Source organism: Paracoccus isoporae (assembly GCF_900101865.1).
Lineage (GTDB): Bacteria > Pseudomonadota > Alphaproteobacteria > Rhodobacterales > Rhodobacteraceae > Paracoccus > Paracoccus isoporae.
The window spans coordinates 83,118-103,546 of sequence record NZ_FNAH01000002.1; the positions used below are offsets into that span (position 1 = coordinate 83,118).

Here is a 20,429-nt window from a genome sequence, read left to right on the forward strand (position 1 = left end):
ATGACCGAGATCGCGCATCCCACCCGACACGCGGCGCAGGACGCACCACCCGGCCCCGCCGATGCGGGCCGCCCCTTTGGCCGCGGCTTCGGGCTGGCGGGTTTTGCGGTGATCGCGGTGTTTGCCGGGACATTCTATGTCTGGGCCGCTGCCGCGCCGCTGGAAGGCGCGGTGGTGGCGCCGGGCGTGGTCAATGTCGACACGAATGTCCGCACCGTCCAGCATCTCGAAGGCGGCATCATCGACCGGATCGAGGTCGAGGAGGGCCAGCAGGTCGCAGCGGGGCAGACCCTCATCCGGTTGCAGAACACCGTCCCCGCCTCGAATCTGAACGAGGTGCAGGCGCAATATTTCGAGGCCCGCGCCACCGAGGCGCGGCTGCTGGCCGAACAGGCGGAGGCCGGGGAGATCGACTTTCCGTCAGAACTGACCGAGAAGATCGGTGACGCCGCCGCGCAGGCCGCGATGGCCGGGCAGGACAGCATCTTCGACAGCCGCCGCACGCTGCTCGCGGACCGGCTGACGATCTTCGGCCGCTCCGTCGCCGGGCTGGAGGCGGAGATCGAGGGGTTGCAGGGGCAGGTCGCAGCCTCGGAGAGCAGTCTGGAACTGCTCGACGAGGAGATCGCCGATGTGCGCGCGCTCTATGACCGCAACCTGACCGACAAGCCGCGCATGCTGCAATTGCAGCGCGACCGGGCGGAGCTGCAGGGCGAGATCGCGAGCTACCGCGCCGCCATCGGCACCGCACGGCAGCGGATCGAGGAAAATGCGCTGCGCCGGTCGGAACTGCTCAACAGCCGCACCACCGAGATCGTCGAGCAATTGCGCGAGACGCGCAGCCGCGCCTATGAGCTGGGCCAGCGTCTCGCCGCCGCCTCCGACGTGATGGGCCGGACCGAGATCCGCTCGCCCGTCGATGGCGTGGTGACCGGGTTGCAGGTGCACACGGTGGGCGGGGTGATTGCGGCCGGACAGCCGCTGATGGACATCGTCCCGGTCAGCGACACGCTGGTCGTGCAGGCCACGATCGACCCGCTGGATATCGACCAGGTCTCGCAGGGCCAGGCGGCGCAGGTCTGGCTGTCGGCGCTGAACCGCCGCAGCCAGCGGCCCATCGACGGGGTGGTGCAGACCATTTCGGCCGACCGGCTGATCGACCCGCAAAGCGGTGCCGCCTACTACGCCGCGCGCATCGAGCTGGCCCGCGAGGATGTGGAGCGCGGGGCCGTGCCGATGCAGCCCGGCATGAGCGCCGAGGTGATGATCCGCACCGGCGCCCGCACGACGCTGGACTATCTGCTCACCCCGATCACCCGCTTCCTGTCGCGCGCCATGCGCGAGGGCTGAGCAGGGCTGACCGGGCCGGCGGGCCGAGACACAGGGAGATGCCGAGATGAAGATCGCCGAACACCAGATGCTCCTGCCGGGCAATGTCCACACCCGCCGCCGGGCGATCCGCCTGACGCTGTCCGGCGCGGAAGGGCTGACCGTCCCCCCCGCGACCGTCGCCAGGCTGCGCGCATGCGGCGACCGGATGCGGCCGGAGATCACGGACTATCCGGCCTGGCGGCGTCTGCTGGCGGCCCGCGGCGATGTGCCGGCCGCAGGCGTGGTCGAGGTGCTGGCGCTGCTGTTTCAGCGCTATTGCAACTGGCCGTTCAAATACGCCGCCTGGCGCGAGACCGCGACGCCCAACCATCCCGAGCTGCCGGGAGAATTGGCAAGGCGCGGGCAGGCGCTGTTCGAGACCGCCTCCGAACGGGTGGGGCTGGCGGCGGGGCGCGCCGCGCTCGATCTGCTGGGGGCGTTGCAGGGCGGGTCCACAGGCGGTGCGCTGTTCGCAAGTTTCGGCGCGGCGCTGAGCGGGATGCTGCGCAAGGTCGATGCCGAAACCCCCTCCGCCGACAGCATGCGCCTGATCGAGGCGGCGGTGTCGCGCGGCCTGCCCTGGTCGGTGGTGGGCCGGTCGCATTACATCCGCATCGGGCAGGGGCGGCATGCGCAATTGCTGAAGGGCACGGAATCGTCGAACACCCGCTCGATCAACCGCGCCATCTCGCGCGACAAGGACGTCACGCATCGCCTGCTTGACCAGGCAGGCCTGCCTGTGGCCCGGCAGCACGTCACCAGCAGCGCGAAAAAGGCGGCGATCTGTGCCGCAGACATCGGCTATCCGGTGGTGGTAAAGCCGCGCGACGGCAATATGGGGCGCGGGGTGTCAGTGGGCGTGCGTGACGCGGCGGAACTGCGCACGGCCTTTCGGCGGGCGCAGGCCGTGTCGCGCCATGTGGTGATCGAGAGCGTGATCGCGGGCACCGAGTACCGGCTGCTGGTGGTGAACGATAGATTCGTGGGGGCCATCCAGCGGCGGCCCGCCCATGTGACGGGCGACGGCGTCTCCACCATCCGCCGGCTGGTCGCGCGCGAGAACCGGCGTCCGGCGCGCGAGCCCTTGTTGCGGGGCAGCATGGCGACGCTGAAGGCACTGAAGCTCGACCGCGACGCGCTGCGCGTGCTGAGGCAGCAGGGGCTGACCCCCGACGACGTGCCGCAGGACGGGGTTGAGGTGGCGCTGCGCATCGAATCCAACGTCTCGCGCGGCGGCGAGCCCTTCGATGTCACCGATCAGGTCCATCCGCAGAATGCCGAGCTTGCCGTGCAGACCGCGCGGCTGATCGGGCTGGATGTGTGCGGGGTGGATTTCATCTCGCCCGACGTGACTGTGCCGTGGCAGGCGAACGGCGCCGCGATCTGCGAGGTGAACAGCCGGCCGGGCCTGCAGATTCACATGCATCCGATGGGAAAACGGGGCCGGGAAATCCCGCGCGCCATTCTGGAGATGCTGTTTCCGAAACGCGCCCCGGCCCGCCCGCCGGTGATCGCCCTGATCGGCCTGCCCCATGAGACGCGCCCGCTGCGCCAGCGGATCGAGGCGGCGGCAGGCCAAGGCGGCCGGGTGCTGGGGCTCTGCGCGCCGGGGGATGGCTCGGCGGCGTTCTCGGGCAGCGCCTGCCGCCTGCTGGACGATCCGGCCGCACTTGACTGGGACAGCCAGATCGACGCGCTGCTGATCGAGATCACCCCCGCCCAGATCGAGGCAGAGGGTCTCGGGGTGGAGCGGCTGGACCTCGCGCTCGCCGCCATGGAGGAGACGCCGGATCAGCCGCAGCGATGGGCTGTGGCGCTGCATCGCGTGGCCCGCGACCGGATCGCTGAAATCGACGCGCCGGACGCGCTCGACCGGGCCTTGTCGGTGCTGGATCTCGCCAAAGCTGCGCCGGATGATGCCGCCTCCCGCCCGGCCGAGGCGGACGATCAGCCGGTGCGCCGCCGCGCACCGCGCGAGGATGAATTCAGCGTGCTGTTCCTCGGCGATATCGGCTTCGGCGAGAGCTACATGAACCATCCGCGCATGACCGAGTTGCAGCCGGTGCTGGGCCGGCACGGACATGGCTACTCGCTGCGCCATCTGCGCGGGATCCTGGCCCTGCCGGACATGACCATCGCCAATCTGGAGGTGCCGCTCTGCGGCCGGACCGACCCGGCGCTGCAGGGGCGCAAGCAGTTTCTGGGCTGGTGCGATGCGCAGCGCACGGCGATCGCGCTGAAACAGGCAGGCATCGACGCGGTGACGCTGGCCAACAACCACGCGCTCGATTGCGGCATGCAGGGCATCGCAGAGACGATGGGCTGGCTCGATCAGCTGGGAATCGCGGGGATCGGCGCCGGGCCGGACGCGGCCACGGCCAGCCATCCGCTGATCCGGCGGTTCCGGGTCGCGGGCCGGGATCGCGCGCTCGTGGTGTTTCCCGGCTTCGAGCACCGGCGCAGCTATGACCGGCGTTTCCGCTGGTATGCGCGCGGCGGGCGGGGCGGCATTGCGATGCTCTCGCCCGAAGCGATGAAAGACCAGATCGCCGCGCTGCGCGAGGTGCTGCCCGATCCGCTCTTCGTGGCCTTCCCGCATTGGGGCCGCGATTACGGAGAGATCACCGACACGCAGCGCGACGGTGCCGCGGCGCTGATGGCGGCAGGGATCGACCTCATCATCGGGCATGGCGCGCATGTCACCCAGCAGGCGGCGCGCATCGACGGGCGGCCGGTGCTGTTCAATATCGGCAATTTCATCTGGAACACGCCGGGCCGGTTCAACCGCCGCGACGTGCTGCCGCTCGGCCTGGCCGTGACGCTGAATTTCGGCGCCGAGGACCGGGCGGGCGACCATCTGCGGATCTATCCGCTGGTCATCGACAATGACGTGACCCGCTACCAGAACCGCCCCGTGAACGAGGCGGAGTTCCGCGGCGCAGCCGATCTGCTGGGCGAGATGCTGGAGGAGGAGTTGCGCGAGCATCACGACGCGGCCGGGCTGTATCTGGAGATGCGCCTGGCCGCGCGATCCGGGGCGACGCAGGACGATGCGGTCGCGGCGGAATAGCGCGGCGGATCCGCCCTCGGCACGGGATCTGACTTGTCATCCGCCTTGCACGCCACCGACCCCGGCGCCGGCATCGCGTGAGTGTGCGGCGCGAAAGCGGTCAGCCTGGCGGAATAGGTCGGCCCCGTTGAAGCGGTCAGACCCACGGGAACTGTCAGCGCAGCGGAAGCTGTCAGCGCGGCGAAAGCCGTCGGGCCCGTGGATTCGGTCAGGCCCGTGGAAGTGGCCGGACGGGCGGTCGCTGGCGGCCCGGCGCAAGCTGTCAGCCCGGCGGCAGGATGTCGTCTGCCAAAGGTCAGCCAGCCGGGTGAGCCGCGACGCCCTCGCCCCGCCTCCCTTCGACACCAGATTGCCACCTGCGCAGCGCAATTGAAGGAGCGCCCGCTTCCTTCTGTAGGGAACAGATCGCGGGTCAGGCCGAGGGCCGAGCCCGAACCGGCGAATATGCGCGCGCTGCTCTGTCGCGTCATTGCGTTGAGTCTGGCGTGATCCGTTCCCACGCGGTCGAGATCGTGGCAGCCTCGCGCCTGACCTGGTCCGTGCCGAGGCTGGTTTCCCCCTGGTTCTCCGCCAGAAGCCCGCACCGACCTGCCGCTCAGTCGTCAGCCCGGTCGCGAAGCCAGATCTCCTCCGCCTGTGCCGCGGTCGCGCCGTGCGCTGCACCGGTGGCCGTCTCGCCTTGACCGAGCGCGTCGCGCACCTGCTGAAGCCGCAGCCGGGAGGCGAGGACCGGCCATGGTTCGATCGCGTCGTCCCGGACCATCTCGGCGCTGCTGGCCATTGCCGTCTCCAGCTCGGTCAGAAGCTGCGTCACCCGGTCGAGCGATTGCAGCAATTGCGGGTTCAGCGATCCGGTTCGCGTCAGATGGGACAGGCCCAGACATTCCGACAGGTGGCGCTGCACCGCCTCCGAATCGCGGCGGGCCGTGCCGAGCAAAAGGGCGGCGTTCTGCAGGAAGCGGCGGACGGGGAGATGATCGGGCTGGGTCACAGTCGGCCAACCACCGCTTCGAGACAGGTTTTCAGCGCGGCGGCATCGAAGGGCTTGCGGATGAAGTTGTTCATCCCCAGCGATTTCCCGTCCTCCACCACCGCCTTGTCGGCCTTGCCGGTGATAAGGATGAAGCCTGTGCCCTTGGTGCTGGGATTGGCGCGGATCTGGCGCAGCAACTCGATCCCGTCCATGCCGGGCATGTTGTAATCCGACAGGACCAGATGGGCGGGCTGCCGGGCCAGAAGCTCGATCGCCTCGGCCCCGCTGGCGGTGTGGCGGATATGGATGATGCCGATGGAGTCCAGGGCCTGCACGATCAGGCCGCGGCTGGTGGACATGTCGTCGACGACAAGGACATGCAGCTTATCCTTCAGGGACATCTCGATCTCCGTGCGGCTGCTCAGCCGGGTTTCTGATAGGCGGTGATGCCGGCCGGTTGCAGCAGGTGATGGCATTCTGCCGGGACACGTTCGGAATGACCGATCAGCAGCCAGCCGCCGGGCCGCAGCACGTCGTGGAATTTCCGCCAGAGCAGGCACTGCGTCTGCGGCGCGAAATAGATCGCCGTGTTGCGGCAGAAGATGACATCGAACTTTTCCGAGATCGGCCATCCGGCATTCAGGTTGATCTGCTGGTAGGTGACCAGATCGCGCAGCTGCGCCCGGATGCGCAGATCGGTGCCGCGCCCGTCCTCCACCGGCTCGAAGAACCGGCTGCGGAAGTCGTCGGAGATGCCGGTCAGCGAGCTGCCGGCATAGATCCCCCGCCGCGCTTTCGCCAGCACGTCCGCATCGATGTCGGAGCCGAGGATCGAGAGCCGCTGAGCCATCTCGGGATGCGCATCCAGCACGCTCATCGCGATGGAATAGGGCTCCTGCCCGCTGCTGCAGCCGGCCGACCAGATCCGGATCGGCCGCGTGGTGTCGCCGAGCGCCGGCAGAATGGCCTCGACCAGGAAGGCGAAATGATGCTTTTCGCGGAAGAAGCTGGTGACATTGGTGGTCAGCGAGGACACGAAGCGTTCGCGCTCGGCCCGGCCCGACACGCCGCTGACGATGTCGAGATACTCGGCCAGCGTGTCCAGCTGCAGGGCCACCAGCCGTTTCTGGAGCCGCGCGCGGATCATGCCACGTTTTTCCGGCCCGATCACGATCCCGGAATAGCGGTGGATCGTCCGGCTGAGCTGGTCGAATTCCCTGTCGGAGATCGACCAGGCCGGCGGGGTGAAGGCCCGCTGGTTCATGCCGCGTCCCGCGCCTCGCGTGGCAGCAGAACGGCCAGGTCCAGCACCCGGATCAGCTTGCCCTCGATCAGCAGCAGCGATTCCACGCAGCGCGCGGAGGGATCGGCGCCAAGCTCCGGCGGGGATTGCAGCTCCTCGCGCGGGACGGTCAGGATGTCGGAAACGGCGTCGACCAGCAGTCCGACCAGCTCGCCGTCGATCTTGACCACGATGATGACGTTGCGGTCTTCGGCATCGATGGGCGGCATGCCGAGCCGGGCGGACAGATCGACCACCGGCAGCACCGTGCCGCGCAGATTGATGACGCCCTTCACATGCGGCGGCGCGTAGGGCAGGGGCGTGGCGTTAGTCCAGCCGCGGATCTCGCGGACCGACATGATGTCCACGCAGTATTCCTGGTCGTCGATGCGGAAGGAGAGAAGTTCGATATCGAGCTCGGGCGAGCTGTTCTGGGGTTCAGACATGGGATTATCCTGCAGCTTTGAGCTCTGGAGTGTGGACATGGCGGCCGCAGCGCGCGAGGTCGGCCGGGTCGAGGATCAGCGCGATCTTACCGTCGCCGAGAATGGTCGCGGCGGCGACGCCGGGGATGTTTCCGTAATTCTGGCCCAGGCCTTTGATGACCACCTGGCGCTGCTCCATGATGGCGTCGACGATCAGCGCCGCGCGGTGGCCATTATCCTGCGCGGTGAGCAGCACGATGCCGGAGCGCGCGGTCTCGCTGCGAGCGCGGAAACCCAACTGGCGGCCCAGGTCGAAAAGCGGCACGAACTCGCCGCGGATCTGCATCATGTCGCCGCTGGCGGAGAGGCGCTGGATATTCGCATCCTCCAGCTTGGCGGTTTCGATGATTGCCGAGAGCGGCACCACGAGGGTCTGATCCGCGGCCTGCACGACCATCCCGTCCAGCACCGCCAGGGTCAGCGGCAGCGAGATGGAGAATTTCGTCCCCGATCCCGGCGCGCTGGCGATGGAGATCCGCCCGCCAAGCGCGGTGATGGCGCTTTTCACCACGTCCATCCCGACCCCGCGGCCCGACAGCGACGAAATTTCGGATGCGGTCGAGAAGCCCGGCAGGAACAGCAGCCCGTCAATCTCGGGCTCGGTGAGCTGCGCATCCGGCGCGATCAGCCCGCGGGAGATGGCGGTGTCGCGCACTTTCGGGCGGTTGATGCCGGCGCCGTCATCCTCGAGCTCGATCAGCACGCGCCCGGCGCGATGGCTGGCGGACAGCCGGATCACGCCTTCGGGCGGCTTGCCGGAGGCCGCACGCTGCGCCGGCGCCTCCAGCCCGTGATCGACGGCGTTGCGGATCATGTGGGTCAGCGGGTCGGCCAGGCGTTCGATGACGGTCTTGTCCACCTCGGTATATTCGCCGTCGGTCTGGAGCCGCACCTCCTTGCCGACGCTGGCCGAGGCTTCGCGGACTATGCGGCCCATGCGCTGGAACAGGGATTTGACCGGCTGGGCGCGGATCATCATCACGCTTTCCTGGATGTCGCGGGTCAGCGTCATGAAGGATTCCAGCCCGTTCATCACGTCCGAATGATGCCCGATCCCGGCTTCCTCGACGCTTTGGGCCAGCATGGCCTGGTTGATGACAAGCTCGCCCACCAGGTTGACCAGCCGGTCGATCTTCTCCAGATCGACGCGGACCGTGGCCGCGGGCTCGGGGACCGGAGGGGCGGAGGCCGCGCGGGATGGGCCGAAGGGCGGATCAGCGGCGTTCGGGGCGGGAAGGCTGTCCGCAACCGGAGGCAGCGGCAGTGTGAGCCGCGCGCGGCTGTCCGCAGGCTGCGTCGCGGAATCAACCGGCTGCGTCGAGGAGGTTTTGCGATGTTCAGGATCACCGCGCGCCGCCTCGACGACGGAGACCATGTCCTGCGTCATCGAGGCGGCCTCGTCCGGGTGCTGCGTGATCTCCAGCACGCAGAGATCGGCGACGAAGTCGAAAAGCTGGGTGATATCGGATTCTTCGATCTCGCCCTGCAGCGCGATGAGCCAGGACAGCCACGGCGTTTCCGCGTTCTCCGGCGTCGGCGCAGGCAGATCCTCCGGGATCAGGCAGGTGATCTGCGCCCGGCCGAGTTGCGAAAGGCTGCGCAGGATATGCAGCGCCTCGTTGCCGCTGGCATAGAGCCCGGCGCCCGGGGTGAATCGGATGCGCCAATGCGTTTCGGCCGGCGGCTCCTCAGGGCCGGGCAGGGCGTCGAGATCCAGCGCCAGCCCGGTAGGGGCGAAATCGGGCGTCTCCTCCTCGCCGGCTGGGCCTGCGTCGCCCAGAAGGGCGGACAGCGCCGCCAGCACGGTGTCAGCGTTCGTTGGAGGGTCGCGCTCGTCCCGCGCGGCGCGGACCTGATCCTGCAGCGTGTCGGCGGCCCGGAAGAACAGCTTGACCGCCGCATCCGTCACCGCGATCCGGCCGCCCCGCAATTCGTCCAGCACGGTTTCGAACTGATGCGCGAAGCCGACGAGCGCATCCAGCCCGAAGGCACCGGCCCCGCCCTTGATGGAATGGACGGCGCGGAACACGGTGTTCACGGTTTCCGGGTCGTCACCCCCCGCATCCATCGCGGTCAGCGCATCCTGCAGCCCCTCCAGCAGCTCTTCGCATTCGACGAAGAACGAGGCGCGGATCTCGGCCATGGGATCATTCGACATCGGCCCGACCCCTTTAACCGGTAATCATTTGCAGCGAGCTGACCAGCTTCTGCGGGTCGAACGGCTTGACGATCCAGCCGGTGGCACCGCAATTGCGTGCCCGCGCCTTCAGCTCCGGCGCGCTTTCGGTGGTCAGCATCAGCACCGGCACGGCGCGCAACCGGTCGATCCGGCGCACCGCCTCGATGAACTGGAACCCGTCCATCCGCGGCATGTTCACATCCGAGATGATCGCGTCGGGCCGCATCTCCTCCAGCACCACAAGCCCGTGGAGGCCGTCATCGGCGGTGGTCACGTCCATGCCCGCTTCGGTCAGGGTGAGGCGCAGCATGTCGCGGATCGTGCGGCTGTCATCGACGGCAAGAATGCTCAGGCTCATGCGGCCTCCTGCGCTGAAATCTCTGCTTGGGCTATGCCGAAAATCGACAGGGCGGCGGCGAATTCGGCCGAGGGCGCGGCGATTGCGAAGCCGCGCGATTGGGCCTTGCAGTGCTGGCGCGCGGCCAGGATGATCTGCAGGCACAGCCCGCCCAGATGGGTGACGGCGGAAGCGTCGAGCAGGATATCGCCCGGCATCTGCGCGATGTCGCGGGCCAGTGGTCGCGCCGCGGTCAGGTCCAGACGCGCCGGAAGGGTCAGCTTACTGGTCATGCCGGGCAGGCCCCCTGCGCCGGTTCGAGATGCAATGCCACATGGCTGGCGTGGTCCCCCTGATCGCCGTGTTCGGCCCGTTCTAGCCAGCCGCATCTTAAGGTTCGGTTGATGCTGCCCGGATTTTACGACAGGACGCGGTGGGGCGGGCAGGGAAAGAAGCTAAAATTGCAGCCTTCCCGGCCGCGCGAGCGGGGCGCTGTGCAAAAGGGCTTGCCAATCCAGCCGGCATCGCATAACAGCCAGCCCACTTCACAGGCAGAGGCGGGCCGGTCGGGGGAGACATCCCGGACAGGTCCACCGGTTGGGGGAGACCCTGAAATCCTCTGCCAAGGCGCAAACCGGAAAGGACATGGACATGGCGCTCCCTGAATTCTCGATGCGTCAGCTTCTGGAAGCTGGCGTTCACTACGGTCACCAGACGCAACGCTGGAACCCGCGCATGGCGGAGTTCATCTATGGCGACCGCAACGGCATCCATATCGTCGATCTGACCCAGACCGTGCCGATGCTGGATCAGGCGCTGCAGGTCGTGCGCGACACGGTCGCCAAGGGCGGCCGGGTGCTGTTCGTCGGCACCAAGCGCCAGGCGCAGAAGCCGGTGGCCGACGCGGCCGAGAAATCGGCGCAGTTCTACATGAACCATCGCTGGCTGGGCGGCACGCTGACCAACTGGAAAACCGTCTCGCAGTCGATCAACCGCCTCAAGCAGATCGACGAGACCATGGCGCAGGGCGCCGAGGGTCTGACCAAGAAAGAACGCCTCCAGCTCGAGCGCGAGCAGGCGAAGCTGCAGGCCTCGCTGGGCGGGATCCGCGAGATGGGCGGCCTGCCGGACCTGCTGTTCGTCATTGACGTGAACAAGGAAGACCTGGCGATTGCCGAGGCGAAGAAGCTGGGCATCCCGGTGGTCGCGGTCGTCGACACCAATTGCTCGCCCGAGGGCGTGGACTACATCATCCCCGGCAATGACGATGCGGCCCGCGCCATCGCGCTCTATTGCGATCTGGTCAGCCGCGCCGCCCTGGACGGGATGACCGCGCAGATGGGTGCCGCCGGTGTCGATCTGGGCGCGCTGTCGGAGGCCCCGGCCGAGGAAGCCGCGACCAGCGAAGAGACCGTCGCCGCCGAATCCGACGCCTGATCTCCGCGTTACCTTATTGTTACCGGGCGGGGCTATGTCCCGTCCGATCCCCATGGAAGGAGAAGCCAAATGGCGATTACCGCTCAGATGGTGAAGGAACTGCGCGAAACCACCGGCGCAGGGATGATGGACGCCAAGAAGGCGCTGACCGAGAATGACGGCAACATGGAGGCGGCCGTGGACTGGCTGCGCACCAAGGGTCTGGCGAAGGCCGCCAAGAAGGCCGACCGGATCGCAGCCGAAGGTCTGGTGGCCGTGGCCGTCGATGGCGGCAAGGGCGTCGCGGTCGAGGTGAACTCGGAAACCGATTTCGTCGCCAAGAATGCCGATTTCCAGAACATGGTCCGGGGCATCGCCCAGACCGCGCTGAATGTCGGCTCGGTCGAGGCGCTGCGCGACGCGGATCTGGGCGGCAAGCCGGTCAGCGAGGTCGTCACCGACGCCGTCGCGAAGATCGGGGAAAAGATGGAACTGCGCCGCATGGCCTCGGTCGAGGGCGACAGCGTGGTCTCCTATGTCCACAATGCCGCCGCCGAAGGCATGGGCAAGATCGGCGTTCTGGTCGCGCTGAAGGGCAACAACCCCGAGATCGGCAAGCAGATCGCGATGCATATCGCCGCCACCAGCCCGGCCTCGCTGTCCGAAGCCGATCTGGACCCGGCGCTCGTCGAGCGCGAGAAGAACGTGCTGACCGAGCAGGCGCGTGAATCCGGCAAGCCGGATGCGGTGATCGAGAAGATGATCACGGGCCGCATGGCGAAATTCTTCGAGGAAGTGACCCTGCTGGGCCAGAAATTCGTCATCAACCCGGACGTCACCGTCGCGCAGGCCGCGAAGGATGCGGGCGTCGAGGTGCTGGGTTTCGTGCGCATGGGCGTGGGCGAAGGCATCGAGAAGAAGGAAGAGGATTTCGCAGCCGAGGTCGCCAAGACGCTTGGCGGCAACTGATCCCGATCCGATCCGATCCAAGACGCCGGTCCCGCGCGGGGCCGGCGTTTTTCATTGCCTGCCCCCCGCCGCGCATGGCACATCCCAGCTAGGGCAACACGAGGTCGCCAGATGCCGTTCACCATCGCCATTGACGGGCCGGCCGCGTCGGGCAAGGGCACGATCGCGCGGGCGCTTTCGCAGCGTTTCGGGTTTCACCATCTCGATACCGGGCTGCTCTATCGTGCCGTGGGGGCGAAGGGCGGGGATCCGCTTTCGGCTGCGCGGGAGTTGCAGCCGGGCGATCTGGAGCGGAGCGATCTGCGCTCGAACGAGGCGGGGCAGGCGGCCAGCCGGGTCGCGGCGATTGCCGAGGTGCGCGCGGCGTTGGTCGAGTTTCAGCGCAGCTTCGCGCGCACCGAGCCGGGGGCGGTGCTGGATGGGCGCGACATCGGCACGGTGATCTGCCCGGCGGCGGAGCTGAAGCTCTATGTGATCGCCTCGGACGAGGTGCGCGCCAGCCGCCGTGCCGCCGAGATCGGGGCAGATGCGGCGGAAACGCTGGCGGCGCTGCGCGAACGCGATGCGCGCGACGCGGCGCGGGCCACGGCACCCCTGCGCCCGGCCGAGGATGCGGTGACGCTGGACACCACGGAGATGTCGATTGACGAGGCCGTCGCTCAGGCGATCCGGCTGGTCGAACAGCGCCAGACACGAAGCTAGCATGACGCAGGGGCAGATCGGCACCCGCTAGATGGCGAAACTTTGCCGGTGGCACCGGGGTTACGCCCTTGTGATCCTGACCGATTCCGCTTATATGCCCGGCCAAGTCAATCGAATGACATGGCCAGAACAGGCCGCTACTGATCGGGTCGGGCGATGCGCCGCGACCCTTTGTCGTTCCGAGAGGCCCCATAAAGACCGGCGGAGCCAACCGTCAGGCCAGCATAGAAACAAAAGGAAACCGAACGCTTATGGCTGAACGCGCAAGCATGGAAGATTTCGAGGCGATGCTCAACGAGAGCCTCGATATTGATACCCCCGACGAGGGTTCTGTCGTCAAGGGCAAGGTCATTGCCATCGAGGCCGGCCAGGCCATCATCGACGTGGGCTACAAGATGGAAGGCCGCGTCGATCTCAAGGAATTTGCAAATCCCGGCGAAGAGTCGCAGCTCACCGTCGGCGACGAGGTCGAGGTCTATCTGGACCGCGTGGAAAATGCCCGCGGCGAAGCCTCGATCAGCCGTGAAAAGGCCCGCCGCGAGGAAGCCTGGGATCGTCTGGAAAAAGCCTATGCCGCCGAAGAGCGCGTTGATGGCGCCATCTTCGGCCGCGTCAAGGGCGGCTTCACCGTCGATCTGGGCGGTGCGGTTGCGTTCCTGCCCGGCTCTCAGGTCGATGTGCGCCCGGTGCGCGATGCCGGCCCGCTGATGGGTCTGAAACAGCCCTTCCAGATCCTGAAAATGGACCGCCGCCGCGGCAATATCGTCGTGTCGCGCCGCGCCATTCTGGAAGAAAGCCGTGCCGAACAGCGCGCCGAGGTCATCGCCAACCTGACCGAAGGCCAGACTGTTGACGGCGTGGTCAAGAACATCACCGAATATGGCGCCTTCGTGGATCTGGGCGGTGTGGACGGGCTGCTGCACGTCACCGACATGGCCTGGCGCCGCGTCAACCACCCCTCGGAAATCCTGTCCATCGGGGAAACCGTCAAGGTTCAGGTCATCAAGATCAACCGCGACAGCCACCGCATCAGCCTGGGCATGAAGCAGCTGCAGGCCGATCCGTGGGACACCGTTGCCGAGAAATTCCCGATCGGTTCGGTTCATGCCGGCCGCGTCACCAACATCACCGATTACGGCGCGTTTGTTGAGCTGGAAGCGGGCATCGAAGGCCTGGTCCATGTCTCGGAGATGAGCTGGACCAAGAAGAACGTCCATCCCGGCAAGATCGTCTCGACCTCTCAGGAAGTCGACGTCATGGTGCTGGAGATCGACGAGGCCAAGCGCCGCGTCAGCCTCGGCCTGAAACAGACCATGCGCAACCCGTGGGAAGTCTTTGCCGAAACCCACCCGGCCGGCACGGTCATCGAGGGCGAGGTCAAGAACATCACCGAGTTCGGTCTGTTCGTCGGTCTCGAGGGCGATATCGACGGCATGGTGCACCTGTCCGACATCTCCTGGGATGTGCGTGGCGAGGATGCCATCCAGGACTTCCGCAAGGGCGATGTGGTCAAGGCGGTGGTCCAGGAGGTCGATACCGACAAGGAGCGCATCTCGCTGTCGATCAAGGCGCTTGAAAACGAAGCCATGGCCGAAGCGGTCGAGGGTGTGAAGCGCGGGGATGTCATCACCGTGGCCGTCACCGCGATCGAGGATGGCGGGATCGAGGTCGAGTATAACGGCGCGAAATCCTTCATTCGCCGCTCGGATCTGGCCCGCGACCGTCAGGACCAGCGTCCCGAGCGCTTCGGCGTCGGCGACAAGGTCGATGTGCGCGTGACCAACGTGGACAGCAAGTCGCGCCGCCTGGGTCTGTCGATCAAGGCCCGCGAGATCGCCGAAGAGAAGGAAGCGGTCGAGCAGTATGGCAGCTCCGATTCGGGCGCCTCGCTGGGCGACATCCTGGGCGCCGCGCTGAAGAGCCGCGACTGAGCGTTAACAGGCCGTTACCGGCTATAATATAACGAAATGGACAGCCCCCGGCTTCTGGCCGGGGGCTTTCTTTCATGCCCAACGGAAGATAAACAAGATTCCGTGCAACTAAATGATAAGTTTCGCGTTTTACCTTCCACAGCCAGGCGGATTTGTCCCGACACCGCCTGGAAACAACGTCCGGGGGTAATAATGATACGTTCAGAACTGATTCAAAAGATTTCGGAAGAGAATCCACATCTTATCCAGCGCGATGTGGACCGGATCGTCTCCACCATCTTCGACGAGATCATCGACGCGATGTCGCGCGGCGAGCGGGTGGAGCTGCGTGGCTTCGGCGCGTTCTCCGTCAAGCGGCGCGACGCACGGATCGGGCGCAACCCGCGCACCGGGGAATCCGTGCCGGTCGAGGAAAAGCACGTGCCGTTCTTCAAGACCGGCAAGCTGCTGCGTGACAGGTTGAACGACGACGCGTGATCTGGCACATCGGGACAGCACCCGATCAGAGGTAACCCATGCGCTTCATCCGCCTGATTTTCGTCGCCCTGCTGGCCATCATCCTGGTGGCCATCGCCCTGGCCAATCGCTCGGCGGTCACGCTGAAGGCGATGCCCGAGGGGCTGGCCAGCTATTTCGGCGTCAGCTGGCAGATCTCGCTGCCGCTCTTCATCGTCATCTTCCTGGCGATCCTGTTCGGCATCGTGATCGGCTTTGTCTGGGAATGGCTGCGCGAGGCGCATATCCGCAGCGAGGCCGCACGGCGCGCGCGCGAGGTCAACAGCCTGGAGCGCGAGGTCCATCAGCTCCGCGACCGCCACAACGCGCCGAAGGATGACGTGCTGGCGATCCTCGACCAGCAACAGCCGCGCCCCGTCGCCTCGCCGGAGCCCGCGGCTGGCACCACCCTGCCGGCCACGCGCTAGGCGCGCCGGGGGCAGGGAGGCCGCGAATTTGGCTCAGGTCAAGATATGCGGGCTGACGCGGCCCGACCATCTGGCCGCCGCGGTGGATGCCGGGGCGGCCTTTGTCGGTTTCGTGTTCTTCGAGAAATCGCCCCGCCATGTCTCGCCCGAGATTGCCGCCGAGCTGGCGGCGGAGGTGCCGGTGGGCGTGGCGCGCGTGGGGCTGTTCGTCGATCCCGACGATGCCACGCTCGATGCCACGCTGGCGCGCGTCCCGCTCGACCTGTTGCAGCTTCACGGGTCCGAGACGCCCGCGCGCGTGGCGGAGATCAAGGCGCGGCATGGCCTGCCGGTGATGAAGGCGGTGGGCGTGGCCGGGCCTGAGGATCTGGAGGCGCTGTGGGATTACGGGCTGGTGGCCGATCTTCTGCTGGTCGATGCCAAGCCGCCCAGGCAGGCGGCACTGCCCGGCGGCAACGGGCTGGCCTTTGACTGGCGCCTGCTGGTCGGGCGCAAATGGCTCACGCCGTGGATGCTGGCGGGCGGGCTGACCCCCGAGAACGTGGCCGAGGCGGTGCGGCTGACCGGGGCGCGCATCGTCGATGTCTCGTCCGGTGTCGAGGCCGCGCCGGGCCAGAAGGATCCCGACCGGATCCGCGCCTTCCTGGCGGCGGCGGGATGATCCGCTTCCGCCCCGGCCTCAGAGCCGATGTTGAGGCGGTGGTGGCGCTGCTGGCGGATGACATTCTGGGGCGAAGCCGCGAACGCGCCGATCTGGCGCATTACCTCGACGCGTTCGACGCCATGCAGGGCGAACCGGGAAATCTGCTTGTCGTGGGTGAGCGGGACGGACATGTCCTGGCCTGCTACCAGTTGACCGTGATCTCCGGCCTGTCCCTGTCCGCCACGCGGCGGGCGCAGATCGAGGGGGTGCGGGTGGCCGCAGAGCTGCGCGGGCAAGGCGTCGGCGCGGCGCTGATCGCGGATGCGGAGGCCCGCGCCCGGCAGGCAGGCGCGACGCTGATGCAATTCACCACCAATGCCGCGCGCGACGATGCGCATCGCTTCTACACGCGCATGGGCTTTGCACCCAGCCATATCGGGTTCAAGAAAACCCTGTGAGCGTCAGGGCCGCAGCGCCACGCCGCCGCTGGCGGAGCGGATCTCGATCCCGCGCAGCCGCGAGAGCTGGATGGTCGAGATCGGCAGGGCCACGGTCAGCACGTCGGCGGCCGGGTTGGCCGGCATCGCGGCCTCGGGGCTGTCGGGCAGGGGCGGATTGCCGATCAGCACCAGCCGCAGGATGCCGTCATCATCGGGGCGAAGCTGGTTGGCCGGCTGTACGCGCTCGGTGACGATTTCCAGATCCCACCACCCCTTGACCGGCGCGAAGGCGCGCACCACCAGCAACTCGCCCTCGTTCAGCGGCTCCATCCCGGCCGACAGGATCTGCGGGACGGGCTGGCGCGCCTCGTCCTGGCGCGCCCAGCCATCTTCCGGCTCCAGCGTGGCGGGGATGCGCGAGCCGCCGCCGAGCCAGCGCAGCGGGTTCAGCCCGCTGTCGCTGCCGAAACGGGAACAGCCGCTGGCCAGCAGAACGGCGCCGAGTGTCAGGGCAAGTGTCGCGATGCGCATGATGTCTCCGGCAATTGTGTCCGCCCCGTGATAGGCGATAGGGGGCCGGGGCGCAAAGCCTCTTTGACCTTGGCGCCGCCGCGCGATAGCAGGGAGCCGCCGCCACAAGGAGGGCGCAGCATGAGCACCGAAGCATTCGAAGACATCGTCGAGACATTCGAGTTCCTGGATGACTGGGAAGAGCGCTATCGCCACCTGATCGAGCTGGGAAAGGCGATGCCCGCCATGGACCCCGCGCTTCAGACCCCGGCCAGCAAGGTCGAGGGCTGCGCCAGCCAGGTCTGGATCATCCCGCGCGTGTCAGAGGGGCGCTTCGATTTCATCGGCGACAGCGACGCGGTGATCGTGCGCGGGCTGATCGCGGTGGTCCATGCGCTTTATTCCGGGCTGCCGGTGGCGCAGGTCGCGGCGGTGGACGCGCAGGCCGAGCTGGGGCGGCTCTCGCTGAACGATCACCTCTCCTCGCAACGCTCGAACGGGTTGCGGGCAATGGTGGCGCGTATCCGCGAACAGGCCGCGACCGCAGCGGCGGGCTAAGCCAGCAGCCGCAGGAAGAAGATCGCCGTGGTGCCGAAGCCGACCACGGCGATCAGGATGCGCAGCGCCGGCATCGGGATGCGCCGCGCGAGGACCGGCCCGATCAGCCCCCCGGCAATCGTGCCCAGCCCCATCACCAGCGTCGGTCCCCAGACGATCTTTCCGCCGACCGTGAAAATCACCAGCGAGATCACCGACAGCGCGAAGCTGAGCCAGCATTTCAGCCCGTTCATCGCGTGCAGATTGGTCATCCCCCACAGCGCGAACAGCGCCAGCAGCACGATGCCCAGCCCGCCATTGAAAAATCCGCCATAGATCGCCACAGGCAGCATTGTCCCGGCGCCATAGGCGGTGACCGCGCCGCGACGCCGCGCTGCCCATTCCCGGATCTGCGCGCCGCGCAAGAACACCAGCGTCGCCGCCAGCAGCAGAAACGGCACAAGGGCCGCGAAGGCCGCGTTGGAGGAGATCAGCAGCAACCCCGAGCCCACGGCGCCGCCCAGCATGGTCCAGCCGGTCAGCCGCAGCAGCAGGCTCCGGTCCATCTCGGCAATGTCGCGGCGAAACCCGATGGCCGAGGACAGATAGCCCGGCATCGCCGCCACCGTGGCCGAGGCATTGGCCGCCACCTCCGGCACGCCGATGAAGACGAGCGCGGGGAAGGTGATGAAGGTGCCGCCCCCCGCCACCGCGTTCAGAATGCCGCCGAGCCATCCCGCGACAAAAACCAGAATCAGATCCGCCATGGCCGGCAAGCTGGCATGGCGGCGCAGGCAGGGGAAGCGTCAAAACACGCGCCGCGCGGCCCGCAACCGGGGCCGCGCGGCGGAGGATCTCACCGGCGCGCCGCCGCGCCGGATCTGGGCCGGATCAGTCGTCCAGAACGAAAGTGACCATCAGGTTGACCCGATAGCGGGTGATGTTGCCGTTCTCGCAATCCACCGTGTGCTCCTTGACCCAGGCGCCCTTGACGTTGCGCAGGGTCTCGTTGGCGCGCTTGATGCCGTTGCGGACTGCATCCTCGAAACCGGTCTCCGAGGTGGACGAGATTTCTGTGACACGTGCGATCGTCATAGTCGTTCCTCCTTGGTTGGGACGGCGGCTCAACGCGCGCCGGGGTGAATTGGTTCGGCCGCTCTGTCGCCGGAGGCGCGGGGGCATCCGGGCGCGCCGTCTCGACAGCCGCCGCCCCGGCAGGCATTTCTGTTGATGCGCGGTCAGTTGCCGCCTGCTATGAAGACGCGGGAGAGTTGCGCGCGCCGATCGGTCGCGGCGCAACGGGGTCGGGCCGCCGGGCTTCGGCCCGGCACGACAGGGCGGTCCCGCACGAGGGGGCGGGACGCAGGGATAAAGGGGATGGCCGCATGGACAGGTCCACGACGAACGAATTCACCACGCAGACCGCAACCGATCCGGTGCCCGCCGCGCGCCGGGCCGAGATGCTGGCCAATCCGGGTTTCGGCAAATATCTGACCGACCACATGGTCACGATCAGCTACTCTGCCGAGCAGGGCTGGCATGACGCGAAGATCGGCCCGCGCAGCGATCTGACGCTGAACCCGTCCACCATGGTGCTGCATTACGCGGGCGAGATCTTCGAGGGGATGAAGGCCTATCCGATGCCCGATGGCGGCGGCGCGCTGTTCCGGCCGCAGGCCAATGCGCGGCGCTTCAACAAATCGGCCGAGCGGCTGGCGATGGCGCAACTGCCCGAAGACAGCTTCGTCGCGGCGGTGCGCGAGCTGGTCCGCATCGACCGCGACTGGATCCCCAGCGGCGGCGAGGCGGCGCTGTATCTGCGGCCCTTCATGATCGGAACCGAGATCGCCATCGGCAACCATCCCTCCGACAGTTTCCAGTTCATCGTCATCGCCTCCCCGGTCGGATCCTATTTCAAGGGCGGCGTGTCGGGTGTGTCGGTCTGGGTGTCGGAGAATTTCACCCGCGCCGCGCCGGGCGGAACCGGGGCCGCGAAATGCGGCGGAAACTATGCCGCAGCCCTTGCCGCGCAGAAGGAAGGTGCGGCGCAAGGATGCGAGCAGGTGCTGTTCCTCGACGCGGTGGAACGCCGCTGGGTCGAGGAGCTGGCCGGGATGAACGTGTTCTTCGTGTTCGAGGACGGCTCGATCCAGACCCCGCCGCTGACCGGCACGATCCTGCCCGGCATCACCCGCGATTCGCTGATAACCCTGGCGCGGGACCGGGGCCGGACCGTGCGCGAGGAACCCTACGCGATCGACCAGTGGCGCGCGGATCTTGAATCGGGCCGGCTGGTCGAGGTGTTCGCCTGCGGGACCGCCGCGGTCGTGGCCCCGATTGCGCAGATCAAGGGCAGGGATTTCGACCTGACCATCGGCTCGGGCGGCATGGGGCCGGTCACGGCGGAGCTGCGCAAGGCGCTGACCGACATCCAGTTCGGCCGCGCCGAGGACCCGCATGGCTGGGTGGATCGGGTGTTCTGAACCTGACCCTTTGGCGCGTCGCCGCGCGGTGATCCACCGCCGCGCGATCCGGCGCGGCTGACCCGACAAGGCAGCAACATGCCGCTCGGCTCCCCGGGACATGCGCACCCCTCTTGCCTCCCGACTGGTATGGAAGTATGCATTCGGCAGAAACGCCGTAAGCTGACCCTGCGGCAAG

Annotated in this window: 22 protein-coding genes; 12 read left to right on the top strand and 10 right to left on the bottom strand. The window is 67.4% G+C overall.

The window, feature by feature from the left end; genetic code table 11:
* Both BLT73_RS04040 and BLT73_RS04045 read left to right on the top strand, forming a co-directional pair.
* The gene (locus tag BLT73_RS04040) at window positions 1–1,350 is read left to right on the top strand and encodes an HlyD family type I secretion periplasmic adaptor subunit (protein ID WP_090521149.1); all 1,350 of its coding nucleotides are present in this window, start codon (window positions 1–3) and stop codon (window positions 1,348–1,350) included.
* A gap of 46 nt (window positions 1,351–1,396) precedes the next feature.
* Window positions 1,397–4,441, top strand: coding sequence for a CapA family protein (locus tag BLT73_RS04045; protein WP_090521151.1), 3,045 nt, complete (start codon window positions 1,397–1,399; stop codon window positions 4,439–4,441).
* 595 nt (window positions 4,442–5,036) lie between these two features.
* Here the strand turns inward: BLT73_RS04045 and BLT73_RS04050 are convergent.
* Genes BLT73_RS04050 through BLT73_RS04080 form a run of 7 tightly spaced genes read right to left on the bottom strand, consistent with a single transcriptional unit; the run spans window position 5,037 to window position 9,990 of the window.
* The gene (locus BLT73_RS04050; RefSeq protein WP_090521152.1) at window positions 5,037–5,432 is read right to left on the bottom strand and encodes a hypothetical protein; all 396 of its coding nucleotides are present in this window, start codon (window positions 5,430–5,432) and stop codon (window positions 5,037–5,039) included.
* Window positions 5,429–5,815 (bottom strand): response regulator, encoded by a 387-nt coding sequence (locus tag BLT73_RS04055; RefSeq protein ID WP_090521154.1) that lies wholly within the window; start codon window positions 5,813–5,815, stop codon window positions 5,429–5,431. Before BLT73_RS04055 ends, BLT73_RS04050 begins: the two co-directional genes overlap by 4 nt.
* Window positions 5,816–5,835: 20 nt before the next feature.
* Window positions 5,836–6,678 (bottom strand): CheR family methyltransferase, encoded by an 843-nt coding sequence (locus BLT73_RS04060; RefSeq protein WP_090521156.1) that lies wholly within the window; start codon window positions 6,676–6,678, stop codon window positions 5,836–5,838.
* Window positions 6,675–7,142: a chemotaxis protein CheW gene (locus BLT73_RS04065; RefSeq protein ID WP_090521158.1), complete on the bottom strand. Its 468-nt coding sequence runs from the start codon at window positions 7,140–7,142 to the stop codon at window positions 6,675–6,677. The genes BLT73_RS04060 and BLT73_RS04065 overlap by 4 nt, the downstream gene beginning before the upstream one ends.
* Before the next feature lie 4 nt (window positions 7,143–7,146).
* The gene (locus BLT73_RS04070; protein WP_090521159.1) at window positions 7,147–9,339 is read right to left on the bottom strand and encodes a chemotaxis protein CheA; all 2,193 of its coding nucleotides are present in this window, start codon (window positions 9,337–9,339) and stop codon (window positions 7,147–7,149) included.
* 13 nt (window positions 9,340–9,352) lie between these two features.
* Window positions 9,353–9,718 (bottom strand): response regulator, encoded by a 366-nt coding sequence (locus tag BLT73_RS04075; protein WP_090521161.1) that lies wholly within the window; start codon window positions 9,716–9,718, stop codon window positions 9,353–9,355.
* Window positions 9,715–9,990, bottom strand: coding sequence for an STAS domain-containing protein (locus tag BLT73_RS04080; RefSeq protein WP_176804900.1), 276 nt, complete (start codon window positions 9,988–9,990; stop codon window positions 9,715–9,717). Before BLT73_RS04080 ends, BLT73_RS04075 begins: the two co-directional genes overlap by 4 nt.
* A 352-nt stretch (window positions 9,991–10,342) precedes the next feature.
* On the opposite strand from BLT73_RS04080, the gene rpsB reads away from it, so the two are divergent.
* The 8 genes from rpsB (at window position 10,343) to BLT73_RS04120 (ending at window position 16,739) form a co-directional block, all read left to right on the top strand.
* Window positions 10,343–11,134 carry a 30S ribosomal protein S2 gene (rpsB, locus tag BLT73_RS04085; RefSeq protein WP_245727058.1) on the top strand — a complete coding sequence of 264 codons (792 nt, stop codon included), beginning with the start codon at window positions 10,343–10,345 and terminating at the stop codon, window positions 11,132–11,134.
* 69 nt (window positions 11,135–11,203) lie between these two features.
* Window positions 11,204–12,082 carry a translation elongation factor Ts gene (tsf, locus tag BLT73_RS04090; RefSeq protein WP_090521164.1) on the top strand — a complete coding sequence of 293 codons (879 nt, stop codon included), beginning with the start codon at window positions 11,204–11,206 and terminating at the stop codon, window positions 12,080–12,082.
* A gap of 111 nt (window positions 12,083–12,193) precedes the next feature.
* Window positions 12,194–12,784: a (d)CMP kinase gene (locus BLT73_RS04095; protein WP_090521166.1), complete on the top strand. Its 591-nt coding sequence runs from the start codon at window positions 12,194–12,196 to the stop codon at window positions 12,782–12,784.
* Window positions 12,785–13,008: 224 nt separating this feature from the next.
* Complete coding sequence (rpsA, locus tag BLT73_RS04100) at window positions 13,009–14,715, top strand: 30S ribosomal protein S1 (RefSeq protein WP_281246292.1); 1,707 nt, start codon at window positions 13,009–13,011, stop codon at window positions 14,713–14,715.
* 192 nt (window positions 14,716–14,907) lie between these two features.
* Window positions 14,908–15,192, top strand: coding sequence for an integration host factor subunit beta (gene ihfB / locus BLT73_RS04105; protein ID WP_090521169.1), 285 nt, complete (start codon window positions 14,908–14,910; stop codon window positions 15,190–15,192).
* 38 nt (window positions 15,193–15,230) lie between these two features.
* Window positions 15,231–15,638, top strand: a complete 408-nt coding sequence (locus tag BLT73_RS04110) for a LapA family protein (RefSeq protein ID WP_090521170.1) — start codon at window positions 15,231–15,233, stop codon at window positions 15,636–15,638.
* Window positions 15,639–15,666: 28 nt separating this feature from the next.
* Window positions 15,667–16,299 carry a phosphoribosylanthranilate isomerase gene (locus BLT73_RS04115; protein ID WP_245727060.1) on the top strand — a complete coding sequence of 211 codons (633 nt, stop codon included), beginning with the start codon at window positions 15,667–15,669 and terminating at the stop codon, window positions 16,297–16,299.
* Window positions 16,296–16,739 (top strand): GNAT family N-acetyltransferase, encoded by a 444-nt coding sequence (locus tag BLT73_RS04120; RefSeq protein ID WP_090521173.1) that lies wholly within the window; start codon window positions 16,296–16,298, stop codon window positions 16,737–16,739. Before BLT73_RS04115 ends, BLT73_RS04120 begins: the two co-directional genes overlap by 4 nt.
* 3 nt (window positions 16,740–16,742) lie before the next feature.
* Here BLT73_RS04120 and BLT73_RS04125 read toward each other — a convergent pair whose 3' ends face one another.
* A complete protein-coding gene (locus BLT73_RS04125) occupies window positions 16,743–17,252 on the bottom strand; it encodes a hypothetical protein (RefSeq protein ID WP_090521174.1) in 510 nt (169 codons plus the stop codon).
* Window positions 17,253–17,372: 120 nt separating this feature from the next.
* On the opposite strand from BLT73_RS04125, the gene BLT73_RS04130 reads away from it, so the two are divergent.
* Complete coding sequence (locus BLT73_RS04130; protein WP_090521176.1) at window positions 17,373–17,789, top strand: SufE family protein; 417 nt, start codon at window positions 17,373–17,375, stop codon at window positions 17,787–17,789.
* Here the strand turns inward: BLT73_RS04130 and BLT73_RS04135 are convergent.
* Both BLT73_RS04135 and BLT73_RS04140 read right to left on the bottom strand, forming a co-directional pair.
* Window positions 17,786–18,535 (bottom strand): sulfite exporter TauE/SafE family protein, encoded by a 750-nt coding sequence (locus BLT73_RS04135; RefSeq protein ID WP_090521177.1) that lies wholly within the window; start codon window positions 18,533–18,535, stop codon window positions 17,786–17,788. The two genes, BLT73_RS04130 and BLT73_RS04135, sit on opposite strands and share 4 nt — an antisense overlap.
* Before the next feature lie 124 nt (window positions 18,536–18,659).
* Complete coding sequence (locus BLT73_RS04140) at window positions 18,660–18,863, bottom strand: dodecin family protein (protein ID WP_090521178.1); 204 nt, start codon at window positions 18,861–18,863, stop codon at window positions 18,660–18,662.
* 290 nt (window positions 18,864–19,153) lie between these two features.
* Between BLT73_RS04140 and BLT73_RS04145 the strand changes: the two genes are divergently transcribed.
* On the top strand, window positions 19,154–20,251 hold the full coding sequence (locus tag BLT73_RS04145) for a branched-chain amino acid aminotransferase (RefSeq protein ID WP_090521180.1): 1,098 nt from the start codon (window positions 19,154–19,156) through the stop codon (window positions 20,249–20,251).
* The last annotated feature ends 178 nt before the right edge of the window (window positions 20,252–20,429 follow it).